Source organism: Paenibacillus dokdonensis (assembly GCF_004916975.1).
GTDB classification, from domain to species: Bacteria; Bacillota; Bacilli; order Paenibacillales; family Paenibacillaceae; genus Paenibacillus_AQ; species Paenibacillus_AQ dokdonensis.
Genome location: NZ_STGQ01000001.1, coordinates 746,599 through 765,893, shown reverse-complemented (window position 1 = coordinate 765,893; position 19,295 = coordinate 746,599). Strand labels below are relative to the sequence as shown.

Sequence of the window (19,295 nt, the reverse complement as noted above, 5' to 3'; positions counted from 1 at the left end):
AGGAAGGATACCATATCGTCGTATCAAGCCCGGGGAATTTTATAAATTTGGAGGGAAATGATTTGTTCACAACAAATAAAGCATTGCGTTTAGGAATGTTCATTGCTTTGCTACTTTTAATCATCTTTCTAGTGTACAAGGTAAATTTTGTATTTCACCCGTTCATCGTGCTCGTTCAGGTCGTAGCGATTCCGCTGCTTCTATCTATATTTTTTTACTATCTGCTCAGACCGCTGGTTCAACTGATGGAAAAAAATAAAATTAACCGGACCCTTGCTATTTTGATTATTTATGTCATTTTTTCTGTAGCCCTGGTTTGGTTCTTATTTAGCAAATGGCCTTTGCTTTATGAACAATTGATAAGCTTCCTGGATAGTGTCCCAAGTCTTCTAAATGCGGTCGGCGAACAACTCAATAAGCTGGAGAAGAGCGGGTTCCTCTCATCATTATTATCACCTGCTGAAAATCATGGTACCTCTACGATCACAGATTATTTAAATAAAGGCTTTTCGTTCTTGTCGAATTATTTAGGAGGTTTATTTTCTTTTATATCTGGTTTTGCGGTCATACTATTCACATTCCCAATCCTCCTGTTCTTCATGCTTAAGGAAGGGGAGAAGTTTGGTCATTTGCTTGTTCGCGCAACGCCGACCCGTTATCAGAAAGATTCCCGGGATATCATTTCAGGGATCGATCGTATGTTAAGCGGATTTATTGTCGGACGAGTTATCGTTAATATTTCATTAGGCATCTTGATGTACATCGGCTTCCTGATCATTGGTTTGCCCTATGCTTTCTTGCTGACAGCCATTTCGGTCATTGCAAACTTTATTCCCTTTTTTGGAGCCATCTTGTCTGCGGTCCCGATTCTTATCGTCGGGCTGACACAATCACCTGCGATTGCATTATGGTCGCTTGTTATTATTCTCGTTGCTCAGCAAGTACAAGATAACCTTATAGCCCCCTACGTATTTGGCAAGAAATTGGATATCCACCCTTTGACTACCATTATTCTTGTACTAGCTGCCGGCAATATCGGGGGAATCATTGCGATGATTATTATCATTCCAGTCTATATGATCATCAAGATCATCACACTCCGTGTTTTTTCACTGTTTTTCGCGGAAAAATGGATGCAGTTATAAAGGAAATCTGGATTGGATACACTAAGTTGGACAGAAAAAGTAAGGGTTTGTAGAATAAACCTATCATGTTAAGGAGCGAATTTCTACAATACCATAACAATAACGACGTACCTATACAGCAGAATTCAAAAGATGAATGGTGGGACTCTATGATAACGGGAAATCGCAAGATGTACGTTCTACTACTTAACAGCTATGCAACAGAAGACCGCCAAACACTTGGAAATCCCTGTATTTGGCGAGTCTATTTATCATGCCCCCGATCAGTACAGCAGTGATAACGGGTACGCTTATTTCGGCGTATATGAGTTTGAATCAGCCCTAGAGAGAGATAAGGATAGATTTTACATTGTATTAAAATTTATCTTTATAAAATTAAGGTACATATTTTTAACAAGAAACTATATTTAAGTAGTAAAACTTGCTTTTCCTCATTGCACATAGTAACATTTTATCTATTAACCCTGTGTTTTTTTGAAACAATAACTTTCAAATTGGATGTTGAAAAAAAGGAGATAATTAAAATGAACAACCCTTTAGTAGTAATTGTTGGGGCTGGTCCTGGGGTCAGTGCAGGCATTGCAAGAAAATTTGGTAGTAATGGCTTTAAATTAATTCTACTCGCAAGAAGGAAGGAATCATTAGACTTGCAAATTTCTGAACTTCAGAAGAAAAACATAGAGGCATACGGAATCATTGCTGATGCATCGGAATCCGTCTCACTAATAGACGCATTTAACCAAATAAAATCAGATTATGGAATACCGGACGTTTTAGTTTATAATGCGGGTTCCAATACTATAAATAATCCTTCTAATTTAAATGGAAAAGATTTATTAAATGATTTCAACGTGAACGTAGCAGGGGCATTGATTAGTTCCCAGCAGGTTCTTCCAGAGATGATCGAGCGTAAAAACGGAACCATTCTATTTACTGGTGGTATGCTTGCATTAAATCCTGTTGCATCGAGAGCCTCTGCCTCAATAAGTAAAGCAGGTTTGAGGAATTTAACTTTTACTATGGCAGACGAACTGTCACCATACGGTATTACGGTGGGTACTGTCACTATAGGTGGTGTAGTACAACCGGGAACCTTTTTTGATCCGGATTTAATTGCTGAATCCTTTTGGGAACTTTTCATTAAGAAAGATAAAAGAGAAATTTTATACAAACAATCATAAATTAAATTCAGGTTTGAGATTATTTTCTGATTGAGTTCGCGATTTCATTCAGCAGTTCCAAAAGCTGTCCCATATCAACCACGAGAAGATACATTCGTTGTATAGCAAATGAGCGCCAGCGTTAAGGGACTGGTCTGTCGAAAGGATCGCGAGCTATTCCTTCTTTCCTAAGAGGAACTTAGAGCAGTCACAAAGGAGTCCTCTTCCCGGTTTATATACTTTTTGATATGAGAGCTCAACATCCAAGTTGGTGAATAAGCTGATTCACCCAAACAATATTTTACTCGTTCGCAAGAGTCCAGAAGCTTTTTACAGATATCGATTCGAAAACTGTAAGATTAGCTACACAATCATTCGCGCGTCCTCCCCTTGCGTTATTCCTCTTCAACACCAATATTCCATAAACTTGTAAAAAATCCGAAAGACTTAAATCATCATTATATCACCATCTCAAGAGGGATTCCCCTGAAAAAAAGGTACACTCCTACGGACACCATTTCATCATTGCGTCAATTCTTCACATATATACACATTAAATTGACTTGCATTAGTCAGGCTGATACAATTTTTTCACCATCAGTTGTACGTTGCACTGTAAGCGTTAACATTTTAGCGATGTTCCCGGAGAAGAAGGAGGATATGGTGTGATCTCTCGTCTTGTGAAATTCAGAAAACTAAACAGAAACATGACCCTTAAGATTATACTTTTAAATTTAATTTTCTCACTTCTTTTCTCTGGAATTCTTCTCCTGTATTCCACTTATCTTAACCACAACGTCAAAAGCAATGTCGATCGGGCAAACCATGATAATTTACTTTACATTGCTGAAAATGTAGATAAAGAGTTGGCTAAGATAAAACAAAGCGTATATTCCTTAAGTATGGATATGAGCATGATTCCCCTTAATAACGCCGATTTTGATTCCCCAAGCTACATAATGGATTTGCGCAGATTTAATCTGAAGCTTTCGGAGCTAACACGGCTGCTTCCATTAGATGTGACCATTTTCGTTTATTTCAAAGATGCAAATTTTGTAACAAGCGCTGACGGAACTCGGAAGCTATCCCTCTTTTATGAAAACCTTCATGCAGAGAGTTCTGATTTTTCATGTAATTGCCTCCATAACACGGACCAAATAGATTCCTTTCATAATTATGGTCGATTCATTACCTACGTTCATCGAATTAACACAGTTGGCTCCGTCATTGCCAAAGTAAACAAATCGGCTCTGGAAAACAGTTTCCAAAAATACTCCAGTCTGCTGAACAATATAATCATTGTGTCTACTGATTCCGGAGAAATTGTAGCATCCAATCATAACTCGGCCTATAACATGGCACAAAAACAAATCGCCGGTAGTCAGCCAGTTGTTGTCGACGGCAAGCCATATACCCCTATTCACCTTTATCTCAATGGATTAAATTACTACGTGTTGTATCCGGAGAGTTCTCTGCAAAAAGATCTTCAAACAGCAAACCGATATTCACTTACTCTTCTGATCGTATTCTTAATGATCGCTGCTGGGTTGCTTGCTGCAAATGTCAGTATATATCGTCCCGTGAAGTCAACCATAGCAAACCTTCACTTCGCCAATCAATCCATGATACAAACATTAGATCAACAGCAAATGATTATGGAGCAGAATGCACTTCTACGACTTTCTTCCGGTAATCCGCAGGATGTTTCATCCGATATGCTTGAAGCGCTTCAAGTCAAATATCAGGGGGGAGTTATCCTCACAATTTTCTTTGAGTTGAATGACGGTACAACGTCGGAAAAGGCCTTGGAAGCGTTTGAGCATCAATTGAGGGAAAATTATCTATTTTGCAAATTAATGTATCGATTCGATTCGCATACTTACATAATCCAAGAAAGCAATTATACAGATTTCTATCAAACCCTGTGTAAGGTATTGGAATCCAAGCCATTCGAGAATCATTTTGTAATGTGCGGAATCAGTTCATTCATGGCCAACATTCGCGATATGTATTGTGCAGTTCAGGAAAGCTTTCATTCGATCGATCAATATTGTTACGATTTTGACGCTCCTTATCACATTGCTTATTATCCAAACGTCACGGTTACCGAGAATCCACATGTGTCCATTACAATTGAGAAGGAACAGGAACTCATCACCTATGTATTGAATGGCAGCCAAGAGGGAGTACATCACTTCTTTGCGGAAACGGTTCAAACAAGGATACGGAAAATGTCCTACGGGCAAATCTGTTCCCTCTTCCGTTATTTACAAGATGTACTGAATATTTTAATTACAAGTAAGAAAATCGGGAATTTGCAGACGACCGGGTCATCCCTTACCGATTTAAGTCCATTGAGAAATCCCGACATCATGTATGAAAAGTTAATCGAGAGATTCATATTCGTCACAACATATTCCTTTACTCAGAGCAAATCGTTATACGAAAAAATCGTAGAATTTATTCATCAAAACTACCAGCAACAAGACTTATCCCTCACAAGGATCGCTGACCAATTTTCGATATCAAGCGTATATTTGTCAAGCTATTTCAAGAAACACTCGGGGTACAATATCAGCTATTATATCGTGCTCGTTCGGATCCGAGAGGCCAATCTACAATTGCAACATAATCCGCGAATCACGCTCAAGGAAGTTGCCGAACAGGTCGGGTTTACAAGCGAACGAACCTTTACCCGCAACTTCAAGAAAGTAAACGGTACGACTCCGGGGCAATATGCCAAGCTTCCGCCTGATCATTCTGGCATGTCACAAACATGATCGCATCATCATTACAGACACTGCCGATAAAAAACATGATGCCAATGGCAATCATTGCTGCCGTTACGATACGTTTACTGCCTTTTTGCTCTTAAAGAATCAAAGCACCGAATAGTTCAGCGAATAATGTCCAGCATGAACCCCGGATTCGAAGATCGAAAAAGCGCTAAGGCTGAAGAATACCTTAGCGCTATTTTTATCGGTAATTACAGACGAAGTAACGCACAGTCCAACACCGGCTTGGGTAACTATGAACAATAAGAGCCGCTAAATAAGCCTTCAGGAAGCTTGGCATCCCACGCATCCGGAGCTTTCAGATTCAATGCATAGGCAACGACCGCAGCTGTATCGGTTATCGTAACATTAGAAAGACGTGTGCCCGGCTTGATGCCAGGACCTGCACAGCCCCAGGCAGAACGCTGTCATATCCTCAGGGTGACCGCTTCCCTGGCTGTGACTATCGGCGCCTCCTCCCCCATGATCAGTCAAGATGATGATGAGGCTGTCCTCGTCTAGTCCTAATGGCTCCATCTTGGTTAATACCCTGCCTACTAATTGATCCGATTTAGTAATTGCCTGTAAGTAATCAGGGGAATTAATACCATAGCCGCTTCTATGACCTGTCCCATCGGGTTCATCCAGTTGCATGTAAAGCAGCTTCACATCGCGATTATCGTCTAAATATGACTCCATGGAGTTTATTAGCTCTTCATCGGGCAGATTAACCTTATGGATTCCTAATCCATCCTCAACAATCCCTGATACAAACGGGGAATCTGTATTTCTTATAAGTTACCCGCCCCATCGATCCCGAGAATAAACACCCTTTGATAAATTTCTTTGCCTGTCACCCACTTCATCTCCTATCTACATAAATTCATCCTTATGTCGTTCTGTCTTTCATGAAAAGATAATATCATCCGTTGCGTCCCAGCTCAATTTCCCTGTCCTGACCTGCCCCGAAACGAGTCATTCTCATCACATGATTATGCAAATCCCATGAAACAACATCAAATGCCGTTTCGGTGACACTATAATATTGTCTGGACGGTGCCTCTTCAAAGTCGGAATAGGAAACAGCGTTCAAGGTCGATATCATTGGAATGCCGTTCTTTACCACAATTTGATCAAAGTGAACATGCCCAAACAAACAGGCAGCCACATTAACGGGTCCCTGCTTAGTAAAATCAACCGTCACTGAATAGGCAAATTCTCCATCCATAGAGGAACGGTACTCCGAGCCTTGTTGAAAAGCTACTATGAGTTGCCACAATGCCTCATCATTTGCAATACAATGGTCTGCTCCAAACACGCCGTCCTGCAGGATAGGTACATGAGAGACAAACAGAACCTGCCAATGCTCACGTTCATCAATCTCCTCGAAATTAAGGGCAACTTGTGCAATCCAGTTTATTTGTTCATGGGAAAAGGCATATTTCCACTGACCAGGATACTTTAATCCTCCATCTGAATTTGAGACATAGGGAATATCTATACAGTCAAGCGCAATGACACGTGCTCGCTTACTAGGGAAATCAACATAATAGTATAACCCATTTGCTTGGTTCGGGTTCCCATTCACCTTTCCCGTGAGCGGTTTAACGAGGTACTCATACATTTCTTCTGGATAGATGACATTATCCGTGCGGTTAGGAGCATTGTGGAAATCTTGAATCGAATTGTCATCGTGATTGCCCTTAACAGCAACGAGCGGGCATCCTTCTACGGTAAGCGCGCCGAGAATCTCCCGCTGGGCCCCGACCACATCGTCCTTCAGTCCATTGGCCGCAAAATCTCCTCCGTGCACAATGAAATCAACATGCATACTTTCGGCTATGGATCGTACTGCTTGAGCGGCAAACAATTGATTGCCTCCTATGGAATGGTGGGTGTCCGTTATAAATACGAAATCAAGCGTATCCTCACCCTGCCGCGGCCGGGCAAGCTCCAACACCCGAGAGCATTCAGCTTCAATATACTTCGGTATACCATTCATCTTAATCAATGTGCTAAACAGGGCATCTGGCAGTCTTGCATCCATTCGTTCCCGATTAACGAGGCCTAATGCATGAATAATGGCATCCGAGGTAGATTTGATTACATACTTCCCTACGGGCACACCTGTCTCAATCCCCATACCGACAGCACCCCAAACGATCATATCCCCATCGCTAGAACTATCATAAACGAAATCCAGATCAACATCATCTTCAGGACCGGATACGACAATGATTAAACTATCTTCCTGCAGATTTTCCGTTTCAATCGTTCGTAGTAAAATGCCCATATTATCATCTGTTTGCTCTATTGCTTGCATATGCTCAAGCGAATTGTATCCATGAAGACGACCCGATTCAGCAGCCATATTCAATTTAATTTTCATGAGCCGCATCTCGGGATGCTCTTGTAAATACTTTACAGCAAACTTAATCGTATCGTGATCTGTTACTGACGCCTCATGAAGCCCTACAATACCCTCGTTGGAATGATTCCATGCACTGATTACAGCTAACTTTAAGTTGGGAAATGCGTCCTCAATCATTTGGTAAATGGGTAGGTATGGCGATGCATCCGCATAAATTTCTTCCTTGCTGTTGCTATTCTTAGACTGCGAGGCTGATAACGTATCAACCCCAAACCTTCCCTTTGCGAAGATTCTATCCAGATTGGGTGTATTAACAGACTGAATGTAGCCCCCTATCCCACTTATACTCATGATAATAACTCTGGTGATTTCCATTTGTTTACTGCCTCCTCATAATTCAGTTAAATCTCCAGGGTATACTCTGTATTCCTGACCTGACTTGATTTCAAAATCGCTCGCCTGGTTCTGATACACAATTGTTCCCTGGTTTGGGTCTTCCTTCAATGAACGCACCTTACATTCCACTAATCGTCCATACTCCCATTTAATATCTACTTCGAATTCCCCCCGCGCTTTCAATCCTTTAACATAGCCATGCTGCCAAGCCTGGGGAAGAGCAGGCAAAATCCGTATATGTCCTTCGTGGCTTTGCAGAAGCATCTCTGCAATTCCTGCCGCAGCCCCGAAGTTCCCGTCAATCTGAAATGGAGGATGATTATCCAGCAAATTCGGAAGGGTGGATTGCTTAATTAATATCTCCAAGTGTTTATAGGACTGCTCTCCGTCTTGGAGTCGCGCCCATAAATTGATAATCCAAGCCCTGCTCCAGCCCGTATGCCCGCCCCCGTGAAACAGACGATATTCAAGTGATTCTCTTGCTGCTTTCATCATTTGCGGACTAGACGAATATGAATATTGCTGCCCTGGGTACACACCATAAAGATGTGACAAATGACGATGCCCACGCTCTGCTTCTTCGTATTCCTCGCACCATTCCATTAGGCGCCCGTCCTTACCAATTCCCGGCATAGCCAGCTCCTGCCAGACCTTCTGTATTCTCTCGATAAACGCATCTTTATCGTTTAACTCTTGTGCCGCTTCAACAACACTCGCAAACACATCCCATATGATTTGCTGATCCATTGCCGGTGCCATGCATAAGCTCACTTTATTTCCATTGCGTGAAAGGAAAGTGTTCTCAGGCGAAACAGAAGGCCCTGAAATCCATTTACCTGTAAGAGGATGCCGTACTAACCAGTCCAGAAAAAATGCTGCTGCCTCTCTTAGAATCGGATAAGCCCGTTCACGCAAAAACCGGGTATCTCCTTGGAATCGATAATGTTCCATAAAATCGCGAATACACCATCCTGCTCCCATCGGCCACATTCCGTATTGAATATCCCCAAGTGGAGCCGTATGCAGCCAGACATCTGTCGTATAATGCGCCACGAATCCGCGACATCCATATACTTCTCGGGCCGTATCCACTCCATTCTTAGCCAATCCCTCTAATAAATTGAAATAGGGCATTTGACATTCCGATAGATTGCCGACCTGAGCAAGCCAATAATTCATCTGCAGATTAATATTAATATGATAATCACTATCCCACGGAGCGATCAGGTGGGGATTCCATATTCCTTGTAGATTAGCTGGCAGACACCCCGGCCTGCTAGAGGCAATCAGCAAATAACGGCCATATTGAAAATATAGGGAAATCAACTCTAAATCTTCATTCCCCTGGCGATAAGCTTCTAGTCTTCGATCCGTTGGTAACGAAGAGGTGGGCGGGGATTCCAGTGTATGCGTTCCAAGAAACAGTTCAACACGTCGGAATAGGCGCCTATGATCCTCGATATGTTCCAATCTCAATTGTTCATAAGGTTTGGCAATGGCTTTCTGCAGATCGATTTCACATTGTGTGATCAGATTGAGGTCCAGTGGTTCGAGCGGATTCGCAAAATGATAATCTGTATGAACACTCAGATACAAGGTCAGAGCATTGGCATCGGAAACCGTTAGTGATCCTGCATCTGCATGTATTAATCCGCCATCCGTCATCGCATGCAATATCCCGCAAAACTTAACACCTGGATGAGTTCCTTCGTGATCAGCTTGTCCCGTTAGAACGAGAGAATCCATTCCTTTCGTCTGCACGGAGGCTCCGTCTTCCCTAGTCAGTTCAATGCGGGTATTGATCTTGCCATGGCCCTCAGTAGTCCAACGAATAACTAACACCTGATCGATAACACTTGATAATGCCTCTCGAGTATTGTGGACACCCTCATGAAAATACGATACTTGCACAATTGCAGTGTCTAAATTCAAGCTTCTTTTGAGCTCTAAGCTATTTTCTGCTATCACTGTATTCCCTGAATTCAGGTGCGTTAATCGAACCTCGCCGAAGGGCTGATAGCTCCTTGGGTTTGTATGTGGGTGAAGCACATACTCCCGCACAAGCTTCTCCGCATCTTCGTGCTTCCCGGCCAGAAGCAGCACCCTAGCTTGTTGGATGGCCTCCTTAGCCCCTACCCTGTTCCTAGGAACAGGAGGACCTGCCCATATGGATTCCTCGTTTACCTGAATCAGATCAACGGGCCAATCACCGAATACCATTGCCCCAAGACGCCCATTGCCGATCGGTAGTGCCCTATTCCAACCCTCTTGTTTGCTCATTCCTGTCAGCGTAGCTGGACGGTCGTACCAAACCGTCATATCCGCACTCAACTGGGATCACAACCCTTCACTTCAAAATTACACAACTTGCCTCGGTTGTATATTTACTACCTTGCCGCCTGCTCGCATGGAAGCTGCCGCAGCACATCCAGCAGCAACACTCATTCGACCAGCAATAGGTGTCGCAATCGGATCTTTATTGTCAAGAATCATATCAACAAAGTCACGGCAGATGTTCGGATCCGCCCCTCCGTGGGTTCCTTCTCCAGCTTTTATATCATAGATGCGATCAGACAGACTATGCCATTTGTTCGAGCTGCGCGACTTGACATACACTTTATTGTCATTCTCGGAATTCTCAATTCGGCCTTCCGTGCCAATAAGTGTATAATTACGATGGTAATCCGGCGTAAAATGACACTGCATATACGTCGCTTTAATCCCATTATCAAGCTCCATAATGACTACGTTATTATCCTCCACATCAATTTCCTGTCTATAGACACATTGATTCAAACGACCGAATCGTGCCTCCGTGCATATATCTTTTTCATTGCAGTTTGGACAAGTCAAGTCATTCGGTTTATCTCCTCCGTAGAAGTCTAGACTACCGAAGGCTGCAACCTTCTTTGTATATTGACCCGTCAAGTAATGGATCATATCAATATCATGTGCGCCTTTTTGCAGCAGTAGGGATGTGGTATTCTTGGAATTACCATGCCAATCGTGGTAGTAAAAGTCTCCACCATACCCAACGAAATGTCTTACCCATACCGCTTTTATCTCGCCGATGTCTCCGGAGTCGATAATCCCCTTCATTGTACGGAACATATTCATATAGCGCATATTGAAGCCCACCATCAGCTTTTTTCCAGAACGCTCCCAAGCTTGCAGAATCCGGTCACAGCCTTCTACCGTAATGGCGAGCGGCTTCTCACAGAACACATGCTTCCCTGCTTCGAGCGCAGCAATAGCATGCTCTTCATGGCAATAATCCGGTGAGGTAACAGCGATCGCATCGATGTCTTTGCGCTCTAGCATTGACTGATATTGATTGGTAACAAATACATCGGTACTTGCTCTCTTTTTAAATTCAGACAAGTATTTCTCATTAATGTCTGCCCCAGCAACTATAATCGAGCGCCCCTCCGGGCGGTGCCAATATTGCGCTATATCTCCGCGCCCGCCAACGCCAATCATCCCAATTCTCACTTGTTCCATCATATTCCCCTTAAGACTGTCGTATTATTAGTTCTTGCCCAGGCAGGATTTCCACATCATTCGGAGACATCGAGCTAATAACAACGTTAAGATCCGGATTCTGCCCCTCCAATACATTGTTGCTGACCGAAACCTCACTGCAAGCCAGTAGTTTAATGAAGGGCTGGTCAAACTTACTACTAGTACTTTGAATGTGATTGCTGGATACTTTCAACACCTTCACACTTCTCGCCGCTACAATGCAATTACCGATAGAATTAAATGTGTTATCTTCAATTCGAATATTGCGATGAACGGGAAGCTCTTGAGAATACTCCATGTTCTCTGGTTCAATCCATATAACGGGATGACCACATCTGCCGCATTCAACAAAACGATTTCTCCGGATCAACACATCGCGTACCATGCCCGACTCATACCAATGATTCGCATCGTTGGAGATCAGAATTGCGCTCATCTCCAGCCGCTCGAATAGGTTATCTTCAATTACTACACAGCGTCTGGTCGTTACTAATATCCCCCGGGTCGGGATCCGGGAGAAATGATTACGACGAATATATACCTCTGGAGTCCATGTTGCATTCTCAATGACATCGTTCATTTCGAGTTCTAAAGGCACTGGCTGTTCCAGAGTCAATATACATTCCCTGGGATTAAGCTGCTTGGCATCTATTACCTTGTTAGACGCATACACGATCAATGTCGACCCACGTACAAAATCTATGCTATCTCCGCTACGAAAGGCTTCAAACCCATACGTTTGTCCATGCATGAATCGTACCCGGATCTGATCAGGCGCTGGTCGGCCGACGATGTGGAGATGCGTTCCGTGAACATTAATAGCATCATCGTGAGCTCCCTTAAATTGGCTGTCCTCTACTGTGATTTCTCCCCTGCAACCTGAAAAATGCATAAAGTCACAAAAAGATGCTGACGTACGCCCATTTCCTTGCTTCGGACTCATGTCAAGGTGCTGAAATGTAAGGTTTTCACTACACTGTCCAACGATGCCCAACCCGTGCATATAATGAATTCCGGCGTCTTGCCATGTCACATTCGAGCTGCAGTAGATAAAGATGCCAGCCTCATCCCGAATACCATCTCTCATTTGATAGACTCGTCCGGCACAAGTATCTATCGTTCGCAGGAAATGGAACCTCAACCTTCCCCCTGAAAGCTCCTCTACCCGATCAGCCGTCTCTATGGGATTGACGGTCCGCCATGTTGTGTTGGAGGGGGGATCATATTGCTGCGCTGGTCCATTGTGAAATTTACCTTTATCCCCAAGCCAGTAAAGCTTGCCCTCATCGATAGTATGCCTTGAATCCGGATGTACAAGAACGTCAATAATGTTTCCTTCAACTTTCTCAACCGTCATTTCAGCAATCGTCGGTTTGGAGTGATCTAGACTTAGATTCCTTATCACGATGTCTTGGCAATCATCGAAAACAAACATCGTCATTTTGCCATGAAACAAAAGTAAGGATCCGTTCCCCTCCACCGTTATTCCTTTCATTTTCCGGAAAAGCAAACCTATTGTTTTCGTTACATCCGCATGTTCCTCTTCCGAGACTGTATTCGAAATATGGAACCGTTCACTTAAAGCATGTTCCGGAAAAATATCGTACCTGCCGTGTGGAAACTCAATAACGCAGGTGCTATTCTCCCTTTTCGCCGCTTCAAGTGTCCGTTGAATAGCAACGATAGCATTTTCTCCTGAGTTTGGTTCTGCACCGTATTCGGTCACACGAAATACTGTCGATTCCACCGTTGTTTCGCCTCCGCCATGATAATGCTTAGAAACCCCTGTCATGTATCCCAAGGGCCTCTAAGCCATATTCAAGCTTATTTTACGGCTACAGCATCGTTCATCATCTTAAGTACTAATGTATAGTCTCCCATTTTATTGATATCTGCCAAGTACTTATCCCACTGGTCAAAGCTTGTTGCTCCAGTGACAAACTTGATGACAGATTCACTTACATATGTTTCAATTGGAGTCATGATTTCGCTTTTTGTGGCCTCTTGCTCTTTATTTAAGGTAACATTCGGTGCACGATCATTCGGTGCGATAGATTCTTTACCACCATATTTATTTGTTAACTCTTTGCTTTTTCCCGTCATATATTGTCCGTCAGCGTAAAAAGGCATCGGTTTGTATTTCGCTATGTCGGAAGCAAAATCCTGAGGAGTAAAAACAAATCCTGATCGATTCGACCCGGAAGAAGACACACCGAAAGGTTCGAGTTTCTTGGCAGGAATCGGATCATTCGTGATCTCAGGCAGGAATTGTTTTTTTCCATCCTTGACCTCGTATGTCACCCCTTCGATACCCCAATTTAACAAATTAACCATTTCATCAGAATATTGATAATCAATCATCTTCACCAGAAGTTCCGGCTCTTTTGCCTTGGCGGAAATCAGTACTCCATTATTATTGGAGAGCAATTTACCAGGTTCAGCCGACCATCCCTTCCACGCCTTCCCATATTTTGGATTGTTAGGGAGAAGCGCTCCTCCCCATTCCGCACCTTCATTTGACATCTTGTTGAGTTCATCCGCATTCCCATACCATGTCAATGGCATCATAAATGATTTGCCGGTGGCCATTTTTTGTTTAACTTGATCATCGGATTGCGTAGCAAACTCAGGATCGAGAAGCTTTTCTTTATAAAGCTTATTCAGGAACATGAGTGTCTCTTTGAATGCGTCCTCGACCGGGCCATAAACGTATTTCTCTCCATTCCAATATAAGCCAAGGCTTGTATGGTTTGAATACAAAAGACCTTCGTGAACAGCAGGCCAGGAAGAATACGTGTTAACGGGATAGGAATCCGGATATACCCCCTTAAGTTTCTTTGCAGCGTCATAGAACTCATCTAGTGTTTCCGGAATTTTAATATTATGCTTCTTAAACAAGTCGAAGCGGTAAATTGATCCGTATGCCGTTCCCTCGTTTCCTTCTTCGTTCCACCAACCATCACCGAAATAATACATATTGCCTTCCGGGGTGTACAACTTGGTTTTTGCATATGGCGTGTTATCCACATACTTCTTATAATTCGGCATATCATTCATATACTTTGCAATATCCAGCACGATGCCTTGACGACCATATTGAATAGCCAGTTCTCCTCCGAAATTGGTCATAATATCCGGTAGATCGCCGCTCGCAAGCGTCAACTTAAATTTATCACCGTACTCCCCCCAAGGAACGTAAGTCCAGTCGATATCTAATTTCCTTCCAATGTACGATTCCATTCTTTTTTGCCATTCCTCTTGTATCAATGTCCCTTTAGGAGTCGCCCCGAATGAACCAGCCATCACAGAAATTTTAAGAGGTTTCTGATTGTCAGCGTTTTGTCCTGCATCTTCGGAACCTTTATCTGCGCCTCCTCCACTCTTCGAACAACCAGCCAGCAGTAGCACGAGCGAAACGAATAACATAAAGATAACAGTAGCGAGGGGCCTCTTTTTAGTAACCAATAAGTTCAACCACCCTTTTCATTTGATTTAAATAATTCTAACCTAACCTTTAACAGAACCAAGCATGAATCCGGTTACAAAATATTTTTGCAAGAAGGGGAAAATGAACAAGATCGGTATAATCGTAACCATTACCGTCGACATTTTGATATTTTTACTGTGTACTTTCATGGTGGCCATCATCTCAAACGTCTGTGCATTCATTGAAGAACTGTCGGTCTCCATAATCATTTTGCGCAACAACATCTGTATGGGATACTTTGTCTCATCATTCAAATAAATCAAAGCATCGAACCAACCGTTCCAAGCGCCTACGATTCCGAATAACCCAAAAGTTGCAAGCAACGCCTTTGATAACGGCAAGTATATTTGAAACAGAATTCGAAAGTCATTTGCACCATCCACATATGCCGATTCCCATAAATCCTTCGGTATTGACTTGAAGAATGTTCGAAATAAGATGACATTATAGGCAGATATAGCTCCAGGAATAACCATGACCCAAAACGTATCCAGCATCCCCATCTTGCGGATCAGTAAATACGTTGGAATCAGGCCTCCACCAAAAAACATCGTAATCAAAATAAAAATAGTAATAAATTTTCTTAATACAAAACCAGGTATAGCAAGCGGATATGCCGTTAAGGAGGTGACCAAAAGCATAATTAGTGTACCTACCAGCGCATAACCGACAGTGTTGCCGAATGCGGTCCATATTGAGCTATCCGCGAAGACATATCGGTATCCCTCTAGATTGAATCCACGTGGGAACCAGCCTACTTCCCCTCGTATAATCTTATCCGGACTGCTTAAGGATACGGCCAAGGTATTGGCCAACGGATATAGCATCACAATACATAATGCAGTTAAGAATACATAGTTACATGCATCAAAAACCTTTGAACTTAATCCTCGATCATAATGTCTCATGTTTTAGTCTCCCGAAATTATCTCTTCTACAGTAACAACAGCTACCACAAGCTAGTCTCCGAAAATTTCCTGGATATCCAGTTGCCAATGGTCACAAACAAGAACGATATAACCGAGAGCATAAGACCTACAGCGGTACTGTATTCGTATTGTGCTCCCAAGATGCCTTGACGATATACGTACGTATCGATCACGTCAGCCGTTTCGTATATACTAGGGTTATACAACAGAAGTACCTTTTGGAAGTCAGTGCTTACGATGCCTCCCAGCGACAATATCAACAAAATTGTAGTGGCTGGTAAAATAGCAGGCCAGGTTACATTCCACAATCGTTGCCAACGATTTGCACCATCAATGATGGCTGCTTCATGTAAAGCCTCGTCGACGCCTGAAAGCGCTGCCAAATATATGATTGTACCCCACCCCACGCTTTGCCATATACTTGAGCCGATGAATAATGTGCGAAAATACTCTGGCTTGGCGAGTAGCGGGGCCGCTTCTGCTCCGAACCACCCTCCGATCTGATTAAACAGTCCGTCCAGCGCAGCAAATTCTTTAAGAAAACCGACAATAATGACCACGGACAAGAAATGCGGGAAATATACAATCGTCTGCACCCAACGCTTGAAAAATCTCTTTTTCACTTCATTTAAAAGAAGAGCTAAAATAAGTGGTGCCGGGAACCCCCAGAAAAGCGAATATAAACCTAGTAAAAATGTGTTTTTTATGATCCTCCAACTGAACGGATTGTTGAAGAAGGCATAAAAATGCTTAAGGCCAACCCACGGACTTTGCAATATTCCGGCGGCTACATCGTAATTTTTGAAAGCAATTAATATTCCATACATCGGAAAATACTTAAAAATTAAAACAAGTAGCACCCCTGGAATTGACATAAGCAACAAATAGCGTTGTCGGTACCATATCGTCGATCTCAATGTTCCACCTCCTTTCCTTGTGAGTTGAAGTCTGTTTGATCATAGTTCCCTTTGAGGGCAGTGGGCAACACTTGTTTTTTTACATGCAAGCCAATATTTCATATTTAGTCCGAGACAATATTTAATCGTTGCGACAATCCTTCACATTAGAGTCCTTTTTGTATAAAACAATTGACTAATAGCAGGAATCCCCCTATGTTTGTACTGACTAGTCAGTTCTATGTATCCATAAAGGAGCGAAGATGATGTACAAAATTAAAGTACAAGGTGATCGTTTTGTAGACGAATTGGGCAGGCATGTCATTCTTCATGGAATCAATCTGAATTGTAAGAATAAAGACAGAGGTTATATCGGGGATTGGTGCTCAAGTGACTTTCAAAAAATGAAGCAATGGGGGTTCAACGTTATCCGGTTGGGAATAATTTGGGACGGAATTGAACCCTTTCCGGGACAATATGACGATGCATATTTGGAGAAGGTGAGGACATTGATTCGACTTGCACATCAGCAAGATCTGTATGTGTTTCTTGATATGCATCAAGACCTTTACAGCTCACTTTTCTCAGATGGTGCTCCCTCTTGGGCTACCATAACCGATGAAGAAGTGTACACACCAAGTGATCTTTGGAGCGAGGCTTACTGGTCCAATGGCGCAGTACAGCGGGCATTCGATCATTTTTGGAATAATTCACTTGCTGCAGACGGTATTGGCATACAAGATCATATTATTGCAGCTTGGGCTCATGTCGTGAAGCAGTTGGGTAAGGAGCCGAACGTGATCGGCTACGATCTGTTGAATGAGCCTTCGATGGGCTCAGAAATCCAAAAAATGATTGAAGCGTTACTCTCCTCCTATGCTCGAATTAGTGCAAGTTATACAGGTCAAGAGCCACCTTCTCCAGAAGATCTATCTATAATATGGGACGACCCTGATAGAAAAAAGGATATGTTCCTTTTTCTGAATCAACCCGCCTTTTTTGCTAAATTAATGGATAGTGTAGCCCCGATGCAAGCCAAATTTGAACATGAGACCCTTTCGGAATTTTATAGAAAATCGGCAAGAGCGATACGTGAGTTCGATCCCCACGGCATTATTTTTCTTGAAACTAACTATATGGCTAATGCGGGCATATCCAGCGCAATTACTTTTATTACAAATAAACAAGGGGATAAAGACGGGCAACAGGCATATGCGCCTCATGGCTATGACCTCGTTACAGATTCCGATGAGGTACATGCTCCGGATAACAGACGGGTTGATTTTATCTTTCAGCGCCATGAAGAAACCCGAAGCAGACTGGAGCTTCCGATGCTGATCGGAGAATGGGGTGCTTACATGGAGTCAGAAATGGCGGAAGAAGCCTCCTTGCATGTAAAAGGCATATTTGAACGCTTGTTGTGCAGTGATACATATTGGCTATATCATCATCCGAATATGGACCAATACACTACCATCAAAGGAATATGCAGAGGATATCCGATGGCTGTGTCCGGAAAGCTCATCTCTTATTCTTATGAATCTGCCGATTCCTGTTATACAATGCAATGGATAGAGGATGAGAACACTTCTAATCCAACGAAAATATACCTTCCGAACATTGTTAATGTAAACTTACATGTTGAAAAGAACACCGGTATCCGTTATTCCATTGAGGAGATCGAAGGATGCCACGGGGGTTACTTATACATTGAGCCATCAAATGGAGGAATGCGAACGTTGCAGATAGGTTAATCTAATAGAGCAATCCCAAAACGAGATTGCGCCAAATATGAAAAGGAATTACGAAAGCAAGCAGGAGCACCTGGCATAGGTTAAAACCCATCTTCGACTGGCCAATCTTAGGGTGGGTTTTACTTTTTCTTGTTATTGTTATTTTTGATGTATGTTAAAGAAGCAAGAATAAATGCTTTGTTCCCAGACCAACCAGACCAGATAAGAAGGCTGTTAAACCGTTGTTGTTACCCAAGATTGAAATCACAATATGATTGCATTGACGTGGTGATCCCTTTATAACTAACGAAGCAATCTTAAGCATTATTTCTTATTAGCAACGGCTTTTTTGCGTCAATAATGATAGATACCATCTTTAATTCATTAATGGAATTCCTTGTGTCAAACCGAAATGATCTCCCTATCTTACCGTCCACTTCGTTCCAGTATGTATAATGAAAATCCCCGTTCTCCTCGCAATACTCCAACAACGTTACTTCAAACCCTGCCATTTCAAATACTGTTACAAAAGTTTCTGCATCATAAACTATTTTATGAGATGCCGCAGGATGATCGGCTGACCCAGGACCTCCGACTTGAACCATCTGTTGATACCAATCGTTACGGAAATTTCCATCGGGAACTGCACAACGAATGTACCCACCAGGTTTTAAATACTGATAACAATGCTTCGCAGCCGTAACCCCTTCCTCGTAAGTTAAATGTTCCCACACATGTTCAGCCAAAAGTGCATCGATACTCTCAGGTTCAGATAATTCGTTCCAACTTTCTAAAGAAAGTAAATTCAATTCATCTTCTTGGGTACTAAGCCAATCATCATACTTTGTCTGCCCTGATCCAATGACCACTTTCAGTTTTACA

The 19,295-nt window shown here is 42.6% G+C and carries 13 protein-coding genes; 4 read left to right on the top strand and 9 right to left on the bottom strand.

Features of this window, described 5'->3' with window-relative positions:
• The first annotated feature begins 62 nt into the window (after positions 1–62).
• The 3 genes from E6W40_RS03585 (at position 63) to E6W40_RS03575 (ending at position 5,085) form a co-directional block, all read left to right on the top strand.
• Positions 63–1,145: an AI-2E family transporter gene (locus E6W40_RS03585; RefSeq protein WP_246072837.1), complete on the top strand. Its 1,083-nt coding sequence runs from the start codon at positions 63–65 to the stop codon at positions 1,143–1,145.
• Between the two features lie 524 nt (positions 1,146–1,669).
• Positions 1,670–2,326 (top strand): SDR family NAD(P)-dependent oxidoreductase, encoded by a 657-nt coding sequence (locus E6W40_RS03580; RefSeq protein WP_136604228.1) that lies wholly within the window; start codon positions 1,670–1,672, stop codon positions 2,324–2,326.
• A gap of 644 nt (positions 2,327–2,970) precedes the next feature.
• Positions 2,971–5,085 (top strand): helix-turn-helix domain-containing protein, encoded by a 2,115-nt coding sequence (locus E6W40_RS03575; RefSeq protein WP_136604227.1) that lies wholly within the window; start codon positions 2,971–2,973, stop codon positions 5,083–5,085.
• A 363-nt stretch (positions 5,086–5,448) separates the two neighbouring features.
• Here E6W40_RS03575 and E6W40_RS30420 read toward each other — a convergent pair whose 3' ends face one another.
• The 8 genes from E6W40_RS30420 to E6W40_RS03535 all read right to left on the bottom strand — a co-directional run bounded on the left by E6W40_RS30420 (position 5,449) and on the right by E6W40_RS03535 (position 16,701).
• Positions 5,449–5,778 carry an alkaline phosphatase family protein gene (locus E6W40_RS30420; protein WP_136604226.1) on the bottom strand — a complete coding sequence of 110 codons (330 nt, stop codon included), beginning with the start codon at positions 5,776–5,778 and terminating at the stop codon, positions 5,449–5,451.
• A gap of 223 nt (positions 5,779–6,001) precedes the next feature.
• On the bottom strand, positions 6,002–7,825 hold the full coding sequence (locus E6W40_RS03565; protein ID WP_136604225.1) for a metallophosphoesterase: 1,824 nt from the start codon (positions 7,823–7,825) through the stop codon (positions 6,002–6,004).
• 15 nt (positions 7,826–7,840) lie between these two features.
• Positions 7,841–10,177: a glycoside hydrolase family 95 protein gene (locus E6W40_RS03560; RefSeq protein ID WP_136604224.1), complete on the bottom strand. Its 2,337-nt coding sequence runs from the start codon at positions 10,175–10,177 to the stop codon at positions 7,841–7,843.
• Positions 10,178–10,204: 27 nt separating this feature from the next.
• Entirely contained in the window at positions 10,205–11,347 is a 1,143-nt protein-coding gene (locus E6W40_RS03555) for a Gfo/Idh/MocA family protein (protein ID WP_136604223.1), read from the bottom strand.
• 10 nt (positions 11,348–11,357) lie between these two features.
• The gene (locus E6W40_RS03550; RefSeq protein WP_136604222.1) at positions 11,358–13,115 is read right to left on the bottom strand and encodes a right-handed parallel beta-helix repeat-containing protein; all 1,758 of its coding nucleotides are present in this window, start codon (positions 13,113–13,115) and stop codon (positions 11,358–11,360) included.
• Between the two features lie 77 nt (positions 13,116–13,192).
• Positions 13,193–14,833 (bottom strand): extracellular solute-binding protein, encoded by a 1,641-nt coding sequence (locus E6W40_RS03545; RefSeq protein WP_136604221.1) that lies wholly within the window; start codon positions 14,831–14,833, stop codon positions 13,193–13,195.
• 42 nt (positions 14,834–14,875) lie between these two features.
• Positions 14,876–15,763: a carbohydrate ABC transporter permease gene (locus tag E6W40_RS03540; RefSeq protein ID WP_136604220.1), complete on the bottom strand. Its 888-nt coding sequence runs from the start codon at positions 15,761–15,763 to the stop codon at positions 14,876–14,878.
• A 41-nt stretch (positions 15,764–15,804) separates the two neighbouring features.
• Positions 15,805–16,701, bottom strand: coding sequence for an ABC transporter permease (locus E6W40_RS03535; RefSeq protein WP_246072835.1), 897 nt, complete (start codon positions 16,699–16,701; stop codon positions 15,805–15,807).
• A 242-nt stretch (positions 16,702–16,943) separates the two neighbouring features.
• Here E6W40_RS03535 and E6W40_RS03530 point away from each other — a divergent pair, with 242 nt between their 5' ends.
• Entirely contained in the window at positions 16,944–18,434 is a 1,491-nt protein-coding gene (locus E6W40_RS03530) for a glycoside hydrolase family 5 protein (RefSeq protein ID WP_136604219.1), read from the top strand.
• A 296-nt stretch (positions 18,435–18,730) separates the two neighbouring features.
• On the opposite strand, the gene E6W40_RS03525 is transcribed toward E6W40_RS03530, so the two are convergent.
• On the bottom strand, positions 18,731–19,288 hold the full coding sequence (locus tag E6W40_RS03525) for a class I SAM-dependent methyltransferase (RefSeq protein ID WP_136604218.1): 558 nt from the start codon (positions 19,286–19,288) through the stop codon (positions 18,731–18,733).
• Positions 19,289–19,295 lie beyond the last annotated feature (7 nt).

Bases quoted from the DNA above. Each gene is read 5' to 3' on its own strand.
- E6W40_RS03580 (WP_136604228.1), top strand. From the start codon at position 1,670: ATGAACAACCCTTTAGTAGTAATTGTTGGGGCTGGTCCTGGGGTCAGT.
- E6W40_RS30420 (WP_136604226.1), bottom strand. From the start codon at position 5,778: ATGGAGTCATATTTAGACGATAATCGCGATGTGAAGCTGCTTTACATG.
- E6W40_RS03565 (WP_136604225.1), bottom strand. From the start codon at position 7,825: ATGGAAATCACCAGAGTTATTATCATGAGTATAAGTGGGATAGGGGGC.
- E6W40_RS03555 (WP_136604223.1), bottom strand. From the start codon at position 11,347: ATGGAACAAGTGAGAATTGGGATGATTGGCGTTGGCGGGCGCGGAGAT.
- E6W40_RS03540 (WP_136604220.1), bottom strand. From the start codon at position 15,763: ATGAGACATTATGATCGAGGATTAAGTTCAAAGGTTTTTGATGCATGT.
- E6W40_RS03530 (WP_136604219.1), top strand. From the start codon at position 16,944: ATGATGTACAAAATTAAAGTACAAGGTGATCGTTTTGTAGACGAATTG.